Below are 12,452 nucleotides of genomic sequence, written 5' to 3'. Positions count from 1 at the left end.
CCGAGGACTGCAGCATGCTTCACGCATGCAAGCTGCCGGATGGATAGGGCGGAGGTGCGACCCCTCGTATCTGTGGGTAGTGGCCGGAAATGCTCCGCTCCTGCCCCAGCCGCTGGATGGCGGTGTCCCGAATTGGAGTGCCGCGGGCATTTGTGCGGTCCCTTGCAACCTATCGTGAAGGAGTAACCGGCACATATGACGCAAACCGAGATCATGATCCTCGAGGACGAGCCCATGATCAGCTTCGATCTTGCCGATTTTCTGCAAGAGGCGGGGTACCGCATTAACGGTCCCTATGCGACGGCCGCCGAAGCGCTGGCCGCGCTGTCCGAAGCCGGTGTGGCGCTTGCGATCCTCGATGTCGACCTGGGAGACGGGTCGACCAGCGAACCTGTGGCCGAGTGGCTCGAAGCCTCTGGAACACCCTTCGTCTTCGTGTCCGGCTATAATTATCAGGGGAGCGAGCTGATCCGCCGCTTCCCTGCTGCCGGGCGCATTTCCAAGCCGTGGGAGCCGCAGGACCTCTTGAATGCGATCGCCCGCTCCGTCGGGCCGCGCCTCGTCGCCTGACACGGCGCGACCGAGGCGGAGCTCCGGCGGCGCGCCCCTTTTGTGAGGCGCGCCGGATAGGACGTCAGGCCTCTTCCAGCACTCGGCCGGGATTGAGAATGCCCTTCGGGTCCAGCGCGGTCTTCAACGTGCGCATCAGGGCAAGCTCCGCCGGGCTGCGGCTGTAGCCGAGATAGGCCCGCTTCAGCCGGCCGATGCCGTGTTCGGCCGACACCGACCCCTTGTGCCGGCGCACCACCTCGTAAACTCCAGCGTCCACGGTCTTCTTGTCCGCGGGGGTGACGTAACCCGCACCGCCGTCCAGCGGGCCGATGACCACGTGCAGGTTGCTGTCGGCGACGTGGCCGAAGATCACCTGCACCGCCGCCGGCCAGGCCGAGGCGCCGAGCTGGCGCAGATCCTCCACCGCCTGGCCGATCTGGCCGCGCGGCAGGCTGATGTCGAGGTTGATCTGGTTGCCCTGGAACTGGCCGTATTCGTAGACGCTCTCGCGGTAGGCCCACATGCGCGCCGCATCCTGGCCCGACTGGGCGAGGAAGGCGTCGGCGACGAGGCCCTCTTCCATGAGTTCGCCTAGAACGTCCGTCATGCGCTCCTTGTCGGTGGTGCCGAGCTCCACCAGAAGGGTGACGTCGTGCCTCTCGGCGAACGGTTCGGGCAGCTTGATGCGCGTGACCGCGACGGCGATGAACTCCGACCACATCGCCTCGAACGTCAGAAGCTCGCCGCCGAAGCGGGCTTGAAGCCGGGCGAGGACGGCAAGGGCGGCGTTCGCATCGGGCGCGGCGAGGAGTGCGGTCTCCACCGCGGCGGGCTTGGGATGAAGGCCAATGACCACGCGCGTGACGACGCCGAGCGTGCCTTCCGAGCCGATGAAGAGCTGCGTCCAGTCGTAGCCGGTGTTGTTCTTCATCATCTTGTTGAGGGACGTGAGGATGGTGCCGTCCGCCTGCACCGCCTCGAGGCCGAGCACGTTGCGGCGGGTCATCCCGTAGCGCACCACCTGGTTGCCGCCGGCATTGGTGGCGACGTTGCCGCCGATGGTCGCCGTCCCGCGGGCGCCGAGGTCGATGCCGCACAGGAAGCCTGCCTCCTCGGCCGCGGCCTGCACTTCGGCGAGCGGCGTACCGGCGAGGGCGGTGAGGGTGCCTGCGACGGGGTCGACTTCTTCCACGCCGCGCATCTTCTCCAGCGACAGGGCGACCTCGCCCTCGCCGGGGTGGGCGCCTGCGGCAAGTCCCGTCATGCCGCCTTGGGTGACGACGGGCTGGTCGGCCGCGTGGCACAAGGCGAGGACCGCGGACACCTCTTCGGTGGTGCGCGGGAAGACCACCGCGCGCGGTGTCACCGGCGTCAGATGAGAGGCATCCACGCAATTGTTCGGCGGAATGTCGGCTCCCGTCCGCACCGATCCTTCGCCGAGCCGTTCGATCAGCCGGCCGATCAACTCCTCGCCCACACGTCCTCCGTCCGTCGGCCTCTTCTGTCGATGGCAGCAGGCTGGCCGGACGCCCGCATCGCCGGGGCGCATGATAGACGCATCGCGCGCCCGGGGCGAAGGGCAAAGGGGCGGTCAGCCGTCGTTCATTTCAGACAGACGACATTAAGCGCGGCAGATAGAAAGGTGTGGCGGCTCGGGGATGATGCTGCACGTAAGAGTGCTGCGCGCGGGGGCTGAGCCGGGCCCGTCGGGCAGGTCGGCCCAAGGTTCGCCGGCTAGAGCCCGATCGGGTGGCAAGAAGAACGCGCTGGCCGACCGCGACGAATGCATCGACGCTCGGCCACGTGAACGGATGGTCACTTGCACGCATCCGCGCGGTGCGAGACCTTGAATTCGACCTGAGACGACCCACATCAGGCGGTCCCGCGGTGCTTCGGACCGCGGAGAGCCACGCCGCACGGGCGGGTGGCTTTTTTGGAAGGGGGACATGATGGCCCAATCGTTACCTGCGATCGCATCCGGCGAAGCCGGACTGTCACGCTATCTGGACGAAATCCGCAAATTCCCGATGCTGGAGCCGCAGCAGGAATACATGCTCGCCAAGGCTTACCTTGAGCATGACGATTCGGATGCGGCCCACAAGCTCGTCACCAGCCATCTGCGCCTGGTCGCCAAGATTGCGATGGGCTACCGCGGCTATGGCCTGCCGATCTCCGAGGTGATCTCGGAAGGTAACGTGGGCCTGATGCAGGCGGTGAAGCGGTTCGACCCGGAGAAGGGCTTCCGCCTCGCGACCTACGCCATGTGGTGGATCAAAGCGGCCATTCAAGAATATATTCTTCGGTCGTGGAGCCTCGTGAAGCTCGGCACCACCGCCAACCAGAAGCGGCTCTTCTTCAACCTGCGCAAGGTGAAGAGCTCCATCCAGGCGCTCGACGACGGCGATCTTCGGCCCGATCAGGTGACGCAGATCGCCACCAAGCTGAACGTGCCCGAGGCGGACGTCATCTCGATGAACCGCCGTCTGTCCGGCGATTCCTCGCTGAACGCGCCGATCCGCCAGGAGGCGGACTCGGGCGAGTGGCAGGACTGGCTGGTGGACGAATCGGTCAACGCCGAAGAGGTGCTGGCCGAGAACGAGGAGATGGACAACCGCCGCGGTCTCCTGAAGAACGCGATGGGTGTGCTGAACGACCGCGAAAAACGCATCTTCGAGCAGCGCCGCCTGGCCGAAGAGCCGATGACGCTGGAGGCGCTGTCCGAAGAGTTCGGCGTCTCGCGCGAGCGTGTCCGCCAGATCGAGGTCCGCGCCTTCGAGAAGGTGCAGAAGGCCGTCGTGAAGGCCGCCCGCGACATGGAACGCACCCCGGCGGAGCTGTCCGCTCCGGCGTAACGGCGCGGGGCGAGGTCAGGGGTCCAGCACGATCCCGGCCTCATCGGGCTCGCCTCTGCTGGGCGCACGCGGACGGTCACCCGCGACGAGAGTTTCGCGGGCGCGGTCCTCCGCGCGTGCCCTGACGCGGCTCGGCGGGGCAGCACGCTCCGCCAACGCCTTGCGCTCCCTGACGACATGGGCGACATCCCCCGCGAGGAGCCCGCCCATGTCTTCGCCGCCCATGTCTTCGCCGCCCATGTCTTCGCCGTCCAGCTCGTCGCCGACCCCGCCGTCAGCGGGCCAGCCTTCACCGTCGACGGGCACGGCGCCCCTGTTCTCGCGCGCCTGGCGCCGCACCTTGTCGTTCGGACTGCAGACGGTGCTCGGGATCGCCCCCAAGGGCTACTTCATCCCGATGCGCGGCGCTCCGACGGCGCTCGCCGCCGCGTCGCGCCCCTTCGCCGCGCTCGCCCCCGTCTTCGCCGCGGCGCGCCCGGCGCTCACCGATTTCCTCGCGGAGATCGAGGCGCAGTCCGGCGCCCTCGCCGCCATCACCGGGGCCCCGCCGGAGCCGCGCTTCGGTCAGATCTGGTGCCCGCGGCTCGACGCGGCGGCGCTATACACCTTGGTGCGAACCCGCCGACCGGCCCGCATCGTCGAGGTCGGTTCCGGCCACTCCACCCGCTTCCTCGCCCGCGCGGTGCGTGACGAGGGGCTGACAACGGCGATCACCGCCATCGACCCCGAGCCGCGCGCCGACCTCGAGGGCCTGCCCATCACGCTTCTGAAGACGATGGTGCAGCAGGCGGACCCGGCCCCCTTCGCGGCGCTCTCGGCGGGCGATCTCCTGTTCGTGGACTCCAGCCACGTGATGATGCCGGGCACGGACGTCGACCACATCCTCAACCACGTCCTGCCGGGGCTGCCCGCGGGAGTGCTGGTGGCCTTCCACGACATCTTCCTGCCGGCGCCCTATCCGCCAACCTGGCCCTTTACCGCCTATAATGAGCAGAACGCCATCGCCCCGCTGCTGCAGGGGCGCGCCGAGCTCGTCTGGGCCTCCGCCTACGTGGTGGCCGACATGGCGCAGGAGCTGGCCCAGACATGGATCGGGCGCCAACCCCTGAAGGATGGCGCCCGCGAAAGTCTCATCGTGATGCGCCTCACCTGAGGCGCGGCCCGCAGCCTTATTTCGGCTGCGGCACGATGCGCAGATAGGGGCGGACTTCCTTCCACCCGTCCGGGAATTTCGTCTTCGCCTCTTCGTTGGTCACCGCGGGGACGATGATCACGTCCTCGCCGCGCTTCCAGTTCACCGGCGTCGCCACCTGGTGCTTGGCGGTCAGTTGAAGCGAGTCGATGACGCGCAGGATCTCGTCGAAATTGCGCCCGGTGGAGGCGGGATAGTTCATCGTCAGCTTGATCTTCTTGTCCGGGCCGATGACGAAGACGGAACGGACCGTCATGGAATCGGACGCGTTCGGGTGGATCATGCCGTAAAGGGTCGCCACCTTGCGGTCGAAGTCGGCGATGAGCGGGAAGTTCAGCGCCGCCCCTTGCGTCTCCTCGATGTCCTTCAGCCAGCGGTCGTGATTGTCGATGGCGTCGACCGACAGGCCCATCACCTTCACACCGCGCTTGGCGAACTCGTCGCCGAGCTTGGCGGTGGCGCCGAGTTCGGTGGTGCAAACGGGCGTATAGTTCTTGGGGTGCGAGAACAGAACCGCCCACGACCCGTCGATATAATCGTGGAAACGGAGGCGTCCCTCGGTGGTGTCGGCCTCGAAGTCGGGGGCGATGTCGCCGATTTGCAGTGCCATGATCTCTCTCCTTAACGGGAGGTTTGTTTGCACTTTAGATCGCAGCCGCTTCCCCTCTGTTCAACCCCTTCGGCGGACCGCGGTCTCAAACGCTGCGGATCGCGGCGATGTGATTGTCCCATGCGCCCGGTGACGTGGCGCGGTGGCCGTTCGCGTCCCACACATGGCCCGCCCCGTCCGACGCCACGAAATCGCGCCCGGCGGGGGCAAGGCCGCACACGTCCGGCGCGCGGCGGGTAGCGACGAGGGCGCGGGTGGCGGCGTCGAACACCATGACCTGCCCTCCGCGCGGGCTGGAGGCTGCGATCAGCGCACCGTCCGCACTCGTCGCGACCGAGCCGATATAGTTGTTCATCCCGGCATAGTGGTCGGGCGCGGCGATGATCTCGATCGCGCGGCCCGGCTGGTGGCGGCCGATCAAGGGCACCACGTCGCTCGCCGCGCCCTCATATTGGCCGCCGAACCAGATGGAGCCGTCGCCCGCCGCCGTCAGATGGCGGATGGAGAGCTGGTGATAGGCGGCGGGGAGGGCGGCGGTCTCCAGAATGTCGCCGGTGACGAGGTCGAGATAGCTCAGCGAGGGCGCCATGTCGGCCAGGTTGAGCTTCATGCGTGGATAGTCGGGATGGGTGAGGATGCCGCCGTTGGCGATGGCGACGGTGCGCCCGTCCGCCATCAAAATCGCCTCGTGCGGGCCGATCCCTCCGGTCTCCACTTCGCCGATGCGCCCCCAGGTGGCGGTGTCGTAGATGCCGATCACGCCGCGCTCGCCGTCATAGTCGTTCTCGGTGGCGTAGAGCAGGCGGCCGTCCGGGGTGAAGAAGCCGTGGCCGTAGAAGTGCCGGCCCTCGGGCGCCGAGAACGCCGCGGCGCGGCGGCCCGCACGCAGGTCCAGCACAACGGCGAAGGTGCCGGGGCGGCGGGCGAACATCACCGCGAGCCGTCCGTCCGGGGCGATGGCGGCGTCGTGGCCGCGCCCGGCCAGCTCCTCGGTGAAGAGGTCCTCGCCGGCGGCGTTCAGCACAACCGCGGCATGGCGCCCATCCGCGTTCTGGCGGGCGGCGACGAAGGCGGGGGCGCGCTCGGGATCGGCAAGAGCGGGATCGCCCAGCATCGGCGCGGCGAAGGCGGCGACGGGGGTCAGGCCTGCGGCGCCGATGAGGGCGAGGATATCGCGGCGTGTCTTCATTTCAGTCTCCGTCGAGGGAGTTGAAGCCGAGCGTCAATCCCATGGCGCCGGGCATGCGGTCGTCCAGCACGCGGAAGGCACCGCTGATGGGGCTTGCCGCATAGGCAAGGCGCTTGTGCATGGCGGGGTCGGCGAGGAGGTCGGCAAGCGGCCGGCCGTCCGCCGCGGCGTAGGCGAGGGCGGCACGGGCCTGGCGCAGCTCGAACGCGAAGGCGCCGCCCATCTCGGCCTCGTCGGCGGGAAGCGCTGCGGAAAGCGCCTCGCCCAATGCGGCGACACCGTCGATGTTGGCTTCCATCGCCTGAAGCGCCAGGCCCGAGCGCCAGAAGGGGGCGAGACGCGGCCGCGCATCGGCCGGCGTTTCGCCGACCACGTTGCCGAGCTTGAAATCTCCGGTGATCTGGAGCTGCTCGGCGGCGGCCTTCACAAGCTCCTGCACCACTTCGCCGTGGCTGCGATAGAGGTTGCCGTCCGCCGCCTTCATCACCGCGGCGAACCCGTCCGGTTCCTGCCAGCCGGCCAGGATCTCGTCGGCGTGGAGCGCGATGGCGGCGGCGACGGCGGCGCCGTAGCGGCAGCGGAAGCTTCCAGCGTCCATCAGCGTCTCGTTGCCGTCGCCGGACAGGATGAAGTCGAGCGCGAGGAGGCCCTGCACCGCGACGCTCTTGTCCCTCAGCGTGTCGAGGTTGGTGGCGGTCTCGTCCTCCTCAGCGAGGATCCCCTGCACCTGGGCAAGCCCGCGGCCGCGCCGGTCGGGCCAGAAGAACAGGCGCTCGAAGCGGTTGTTCTCGCGCGCCGGGCCGAAGCGATAGACCTCCACGCGCCCGAAGGCGGTGACGAGGTCGGCGAAGCCCGCGCGGGCGCGGGTCAGCGCCTCGGGCGGGGAGGGGGCGCGGCAGAGGGCGTTCATCGCCGTTGCTTCGGCGCCCGCGGCTTCGGCCAGCGCGGCGTAGCCCGGAACGATGACGCCGTCCACCGCCCGCTCGACAGCCGGGCGGAAGGCGACCTGTGCCGACGCCGGCGCGGCGAGCGAGACAACGGCGAGGGCCGGGAGGGCGGCAAGGATGGCGGTCAGGCGGTTCATAGCGACCCCAGGAAGGTGAGGAGGGCGGTGCGCTCGTCCGGCGACATGGCGGCGACGGCATCGCGGGCGGCTTCGGCCTCGCCACCATGCCACAGGATCGCCTCCAGCAGCGTTCGCGCGCGCCCGTCGTGAAGGTAGAAGGTGTTGCCGTTGACCGTCTCTGTCAGGCCGATGCCCCACAGAGGCGCCGTGCGCCACTCGCTGCCGGATGCATCGCCGACAGGGCGGCCGTCCGCCAGTCCCTCGCCCATGTCGTGCAGCAGCATGTCCGTATAGGGCCAGATGAGCTGAAAGCGGTGCTCGGGATTGTCGGCATCGCGCCGGGTGACGAATTTCGGCGTGTGGCAGGACGCGCAGCCGGCGCCGTAGAACAGCGCCTTGCCCTCCAGCACCGCCGGATCATCGACACCCCGCCGCGCCGGCACGGCGAGGTTCTTGGCATAGAACGTCACGAGCTCCAGCACCGGATCGGGCGCTTCCACGTCGCCGAGGTGGGGCTGCACGCCGCTCGGCATGTCGCGGCACGCCTGCTGGGCGATGGAGCATTCGCCGAACGCATCGGTCACCAGCGGCGTGGAGATGCCGATGTCACCGCCGAACGCCTCGGCGCTCTGCACGCGGATCGACGGGGCCGTCGCCTTCCAGCCGAAGCGGCCCAGCACCATCGCGCCCGTCTCGGGGTCGCGCACCATCGAGGCGCGGCCGGAGATGCCGTCCCCGTCCGCATCGTCAGGGTCGGCCAGCGCGAGGATGTCGGCGGGGTGGATCGCCTCCAGCAGGCCGAGCCCGATCATCGGGTTGGCGAGGCGCGGCGAGATCATCGTTTCGGGATCGAGCGGACCGTAGCCGAGGTTCGCGATGCCGTAGACGGGCTTCGACAGCGTAACCGTCTCGCCGCCCTGCAGCGTCACGTCGTGGCGCTCCCAGTCCACGGTGATGTCGCCTTCGCCCGGCAGGCCGGGGACGGCGAAGGTCTGGAGCTGCCCTCCATAGGTCGGCTCGGGCACGCGCAGGATTTCCTTGGCGGCGAGGCGGGCGTGGTCCTCGTTGGTGGAGGGCGGCACGGAGAGGCGCAGCAGCAGCCCGCCGGGAAGGTCGCCGGTGGCGAGCGGCGGTCGGCCGCGCCCGTCCTTCAGGTGGCAGCGCTGGCAGGATCTGGCGTTGAAAAGCGGCCCCAGCCCGTCCGACGCCTGGGTGGAGGAGGGGGAGGACACCCACACCTTCTTGAAGATGCCATTGCCGAGCTTGAACGTCTCTTCGCCCTCGAAGCCGAGGTTGGCGGAGGCGTGGGAGAAGGCGTTGGTGTCGGGCGTGCGGGTCGTGGTGGCGGCACCGCCGGACATGGTCTCGAACCGCTCGGCGGCGGTGAAGGTCGTGGCGGGGGCGGTGACGGCGGCCACGCGGGCGCGGTCATCCGGCGTCAGGTCGACCCGGCCGGATCCGGCCAGGACGGCGGCACCCCCGACAAAGCCGAGGCCCGCTGCGACGGCGAAGGGGACGGCAAGGCGGTTCAACATGACGCAAGTACAGGGTTGGAGGTGGGACGCGACGGCGAAACGGGCATGGGTGACGCTCCGGCGTGGGCCGGAGCGTCGACCCACCAGGGGCTTACTGGAACACCGCGTCCGGCGAGTCGAGGCTGTCGGAGCCTTCGATCTCGATCGCGCCGAGGTTCAGCGCGGCCACGGCACGCTCGATCGAGCGGGTCTGGTCGACGAGCCCGTCGATCGCGGCCTGCACCACCGCGTTGCCCTCCGCGTTGCCTTCGCCGATCATCTGGTCATAGGCCTCGATGCTCTCCGCGCGCGCCTTCATCACCGCCATGGCGGTCACGGTCGCGTCCAGCTTGTCGGCGAGCTCGGCGGCGAGCGCCTCGTCGGCCGCGGCGACGAGATCGGCCACGGACGGCCCGTCGACCACGGACCCGTCGATCCGGCGATAGTGGCCGGTGTAGACGTTGCGGATGCCGATCTGGTCGAAATAGTGGGAGTTGTGCGTGTTGTCGGAGAAGCAGTCGTGCTCTTCCTCCGGGTCGTGCAGCAGAAGGCCGAGCTTCATGCGCTCACCCGCCAGCTCGCCATAGGAGAGCGAGCCCATGCCGGTGAGGATGGTGGAGATGCCGGCTTCGCCCGACAGGCCGGTGCGCGCCTCGCCGCCCTCACCCCACGCGGCGACCATCTCTTCGAGGTCGGCGATGAGGAGGGTGGACGCGGCCTTCAGATACTCGGCGCGGCGGTCGCAATTGTCGCCGGTGCAGTTCGCGGTGTCGAAATCGGTCGCGGGGCGGGTGCCTGCGCCCGCGTCCGTGCCGTTGAGGTCCTGACCCCACAGCAGGAATTCGACGGCGTGGTAGCCGGTGGCGACATTCGCCTCGACACCCTCGGCCTCCTGCAGCGTGTCCTGCAGCAGCGCGGCGTCGATGGTGGAGGCGTCCACCGTCTCGCCGTTCACCATGATCTCGGCATTGGCGATGACGTTGGAGGTGTAGAGCCGGTTGGCGTCGGACTCTGTGCCGTAGCTCGTCGACACGTAGTCGATCAGCCCTTCGTCGAGCGGCCAGGCGTTCACGCGGCCTTCCCAATCGTCGACGATGGCGTTGCCGAAGCGGAAGGCCTCGGTCTGCTGATAAGGCACGCGGGCGGCGACCCAGGCGGCGCGCGCGGCGAGGAGGCTCGCCTCGGTCGGCGAGGCGATCAGCGTGTCGATCGCGGCATCCAGCGCCTTGGCGGTGGCGAGGGCGTCCGCGTAGCCGGCCTCGGCGATGTCGGCATAGGTGGCCAGCACGTCCTCGATGGCCGGGGCGTCAGCGGCGTTGGCGGTGGGGGCCGTGGCGCTGGCCGTCAGGGCCAGGGCGGTTGCGGCGCCGGTAATGGCGAACCATCTCGTCATCCGGTGTCCTTTCCTGTGCGGGTTCGGGCGGTCGATGTCCCGCAGAACCGGCAATATCATCTTCGGGTGCATGGGTGAACCGAAGTACAGGTCAGGTATCGGTGTGTCAAATTGCCCAGTTCAGCTTGAATTATAAGCGTTTTATTCTGGAATTATTGTAAGTCGATGGGGCCGCATGGCGCGGCCCCCCGCCGTCACGGCAGCTCGGTCGTGTAGCTGTCCAGCGCGGGCAGGTCCTTCACCAGCCCCGCCGTCGTCATGAACGCGGCGAATGCGGCGTAGCCTTCGCGGTCCAGCACCTTCGGATGGGCGTGGAACTTCGGCAGCGTGTCGCTGAAGGCGGCGTTGTTCAGGCGGTCGTCCAGGTCCGGCTGGTTCGCGAAGAACAGCGCCTTGGCGTCGTCCGGGTTCGCCTGGGCCCATTCGGTCGCCGCCGCCAGCGCGTCGAGGAAGCGGCCGAAGGCGGGCTCCTGCGCCCGCTCGCGGTGGGCGATGAAGATCAGCTCTTCGTAAGACGGAACGCCGTGCTCTTCGGGAAAGAAGGCGGTGCCGGTCTTGCCCTCGATGGCGATCTGCGTCAGCTCGAAGTTGCGGAAGGCGCCGATGACGGCGTCCACCCGGCCGGACAACAGCGCCGGGGTGAGCGCGAAGTTGACGTTGACGAGGCTCACATCGTCGAGACTGAGGCCGACCGAGTGGAGCATGCGGCCGAGGAGGGCGTCCTCGAACCCGCCGACGGAGTAGCCGACCGTCTTGCCCTTCAGGTCTTCCAGCTTGGCGATCGGCCCACCTTCCAGCGCCACCAGCGAGTTGAGCGGCGAGCCGACCAGCGTGCCGATGCGCGTGACCGGCAGCCCCTCGGCCGCCTGCTGATAGAGGCTCGGCTGATAGGTGATCGCGATGTCGCCCTCACCGGCGGCGACGAGGCGCGGCGGCGCGGCGGGATCGGCCGGGGCGATCAGCTCCACCTCAAGGTTGCGGGAGGCGAACTCGCCGCGCGCCTCGGCCAGGATGATGGGGGCGTGGTCGGGGTTGATGAACCAGTCTGCGAGGACGCGGATGTGGTCCTGAGCGGCGGCTGGCCCGGCGCCGAGCGCCAGGGCGACGGCGATCGCATATCGAAACATGGGGAGTCTCCTCGGGTCGTTGCCGTCTTTATAAGGGGTTGGCGCCGTGCCGCTACAGGGTGAGGGTCAATGATCGGGCCGCCAGAGAAAGCGGTCGATCAGCGCGTCGGCGGCGGCGCGGGTGGCGAGGGCCAGCACCGCGAGGAGGCCGAGGGCGGCGAACACCATGCCCGTCTGCGAGCGGGCGTTGGCGTTGACCATGACGAAACCGAGCCCGGCGGAGGCGCCGACCCACTCGCCCACCACGGCGCCGATGGGGGCGACGGTGGCCGCCACCTTGGCGCCCGCGGCGAGGCCCGGCAGTCCGCCCGGCGCGCGGATCAGCCACAGCACCTGCCAGCGCGTGGCCCCTGCGATGCGTGCCAGGTCGACGAGGCGCGGGTCCACCCGCCCCATCGCCTCGGCATAGGCGGTGGCGACGGGGAAGTAGATGATGAGCCCGGCCATCGCCACCTTGGAGGCCATGCCGTAGCCGAGCCAGACGACGAGGAGCGGGGCGATGGCGAAGACGGGAAGGGCCTGCGTCGCCACCACAACCGGCAGGACGAGGCGGCGGGTGAGGGGGGTGGCGGCCACCACTAGCGCCGTCGCCGCCCCGGCGCCCAGACCGGCGGCAAGGCCGATGACGATCTCCGCCGCGGTGATGGCGGCGTTCCTCAAGAGCATGTCCCAGCGCGTGACGTAGGCGTCCCACACGTCGGGCGGGGCGGGAAAGACGTAGCGTGGCGGCTGGAGAAGGAGGACGAGCCCCCACCACAGCCCGACGAGGACGAGGACCGTGAGGGCAGGGCGCAGGACCCAACGGGCAACGCGGCCAAGAAACGACGGCGGCCCGCCTAGAGGGGCACGGCCGGTCCTCGATGCCGCGGGAAGCGGGCGATCCTGCGCCTTGCGGGCGGGTTCAGAGCAATTCGTGGTCATTCGGGGTCGCCGAAGAGACACGGAGCCTTCGCCGGA

General features: G+C 69.1%; 12 protein-coding genes. 3 read left to right on the top strand and 9 right to left on the bottom strand.

What is annotated here, in order from left to right:
* Positions 1-195: 195 nt before the first annotated feature.
* A complete protein-coding gene (locus BIX52_RS17510; RefSeq protein ID WP_075222398.1) occupies positions 196-570 on the top strand; it encodes a response regulator in 375 nt (124 codons plus the stop codon).
* Between the two features lie 64 nt (positions 571-634).
* On the opposite strand, the gene BIX52_RS17505 is transcribed toward BIX52_RS17510, so the two are convergent.
* A complete protein-coding gene (locus tag BIX52_RS17505; RefSeq protein WP_075222397.1) occupies positions 635-2,029 on the bottom strand; it encodes an FAD-binding oxidoreductase in 1,395 nt (464 codons plus the stop codon).
* Between the two features lie 472 nt (positions 2,030-2,501).
* On the opposite strand from BIX52_RS17505, the gene rpoH reads away from it, so the two are divergent.
* On the top strand, positions 2,502-3,404 hold the full coding sequence (gene rpoH, locus BIX52_RS17500) for an RNA polymerase sigma factor RpoH (RefSeq protein ID WP_075222581.1): 903 nt from the start codon (positions 2,502-2,504) through the stop codon (positions 3,402-3,404).
* 15 nt (positions 3,405-3,419) lie between these two features.
* On the opposite strand, the gene BIX52_RS17495 is transcribed toward rpoH, so the two are convergent.
* A complete protein-coding gene (locus BIX52_RS17495; protein ID WP_170126432.1) occupies positions 3,420-3,710 on the bottom strand; it encodes a hypothetical protein in 291 nt (96 codons plus the stop codon).
* A 34-nt stretch (positions 3,711-3,744) separates the two neighbouring features.
* On the opposite strand from BIX52_RS17495, the gene BIX52_RS17490 reads away from it, so the two are divergent.
* The gene (locus BIX52_RS17490) at positions 3,745-4,557 is read left to right on the top strand and encodes a class I SAM-dependent methyltransferase (protein WP_075222395.1); all 813 of its coding nucleotides are present in this window, start codon (positions 3,745-3,747) and stop codon (positions 4,555-4,557) included.
* A 16-nt stretch (positions 4,558-4,573) separates the two neighbouring features.
* Here the strand turns inward: BIX52_RS17490 and BIX52_RS17485 are convergent, their stop codons facing one another.
* The 7 genes from BIX52_RS17485 to BIX52_RS17455 form a co-directional block, all read right to left on the bottom strand.
* The gene (locus BIX52_RS17485) at positions 4,574-5,206 is read right to left on the bottom strand and encodes a peroxiredoxin (RefSeq protein WP_075222394.1); all 633 of its coding nucleotides are present in this window, start codon (positions 5,204-5,206) and stop codon (positions 4,574-4,576) included.
* Between the two features lie 85 nt (positions 5,207-5,291).
* Positions 5,292-6,395, bottom strand: coding sequence for a DUF1513 domain-containing protein (locus BIX52_RS17480; RefSeq protein WP_075222393.1), 1,104 nt, complete (start codon positions 6,393-6,395; stop codon positions 5,292-5,294).
* A gap of 1 nt (position 6,396) precedes the next feature.
* On the bottom strand, positions 6,397-7,479 hold the full coding sequence (locus BIX52_RS17475; RefSeq protein WP_075222392.1) for an imelysin family protein: 1,083 nt from the start codon (positions 7,477-7,479) through the stop codon (positions 6,397-6,399).
* Positions 7,476-8,996, bottom strand: coding sequence for a di-heme oxidoreductase family protein (locus tag BIX52_RS17470; RefSeq protein WP_075222391.1), 1,521 nt, complete (start codon positions 8,994-8,996; stop codon positions 7,476-7,478). Before BIX52_RS17470 ends, BIX52_RS17475 begins: the two co-directional genes overlap by 4 nt.
* A gap of 91 nt (positions 8,997-9,087) precedes the next feature.
* The gene (locus BIX52_RS17465) at positions 9,088-10,368 is read right to left on the bottom strand and encodes an imelysin family protein (RefSeq protein WP_075222390.1); all 1,281 of its coding nucleotides are present in this window, start codon (positions 10,366-10,368) and stop codon (positions 9,088-9,090) included.
* A 194-nt stretch (positions 10,369-10,562) separates the two neighbouring features.
* Positions 10,563-11,495, bottom strand: a complete 933-nt coding sequence (locus tag BIX52_RS17460) for an ABC transporter substrate-binding protein (RefSeq protein WP_075222389.1) — start codon at positions 11,493-11,495, stop codon at positions 10,563-10,565.
* A gap of 66 nt (positions 11,496-11,561) precedes the next feature.
* Complete coding sequence (locus BIX52_RS17455) at positions 11,562-12,416, bottom strand: ABC transporter permease (protein ID WP_083660441.1); 855 nt, start codon at positions 12,414-12,416, stop codon at positions 11,562-11,564.
* Between the last annotated feature and the right edge of the window lie 36 nt (positions 12,417-12,452).

This window comes from Acuticoccus yangtzensis, assembly GCF_001927245.1.
GTDB lineage: Bacteria > Pseudomonadota > Alphaproteobacteria > Rhizobiales > Amorphaceae > Acuticoccus > Acuticoccus yangtzensis.
This window is presented reverse-complemented; position numbering and strand designations above follow the sequence as displayed.

What these genes read in the sequence shown, in the direction of transcription:
- BIX52_RS17510 (WP_075222398.1), top strand. Translation starts at nt 196, where the DNA reads ATGACGCAAACCGAGATCATGATCCTCGAGGACGAGCCCATGATCAGC.
- BIX52_RS17470 (WP_075222391.1), bottom strand. Translation starts at nt 8,996, where the DNA reads ATGTTGAACCGCCTTGCCGTCCCCTTCGCCGTCGCAGCGGGCCTCGGC.
- BIX52_RS17465 (WP_075222390.1), bottom strand. Translation starts at nt 10,368, where the DNA reads ATGACGAGATGGTTCGCCATTACCGGCGCCGCAACCGCCCTGGCCCTG.
- rpoH (WP_075222581.1), top strand. Translation starts at nt 2,502, where the DNA reads ATGGCCCAATCGTTACCTGCGATCGCATCCGGCGAAGCCGGACTGTCA.
- BIX52_RS17455 (WP_083660441.1), bottom strand. Translation starts at nt 12,416, where the DNA reads ATGACCACGAATTGCTCTGAACCCGCCCGCAAGGCGCAGGATCGCCCG.
- BIX52_RS17480 (WP_075222393.1), bottom strand. Translation starts at nt 6,395, where the DNA reads ATGAAGACACGCCGCGATATCCTCGCCCTCATCGGCGCCGCAGGCCTG.
- BIX52_RS17485 (WP_075222394.1), bottom strand. Translation starts at nt 5,206, where the DNA reads ATGGCACTGCAAATCGGCGACATCGCCCCCGACTTCGAGGCCGACACC.
- BIX52_RS17475 (WP_075222392.1), bottom strand. Translation starts at nt 7,479, where the DNA reads ATGAACCGCCTGACCGCCATCCTTGCCGCCCTCCCGGCCCTCGCCGTT.
- BIX52_RS17460 (WP_075222389.1), bottom strand. Translation starts at nt 11,495, where the DNA reads ATGTTTCGATATGCGATCGCCGTCGCCCTGGCGCTCGGCGCCGGGCCA.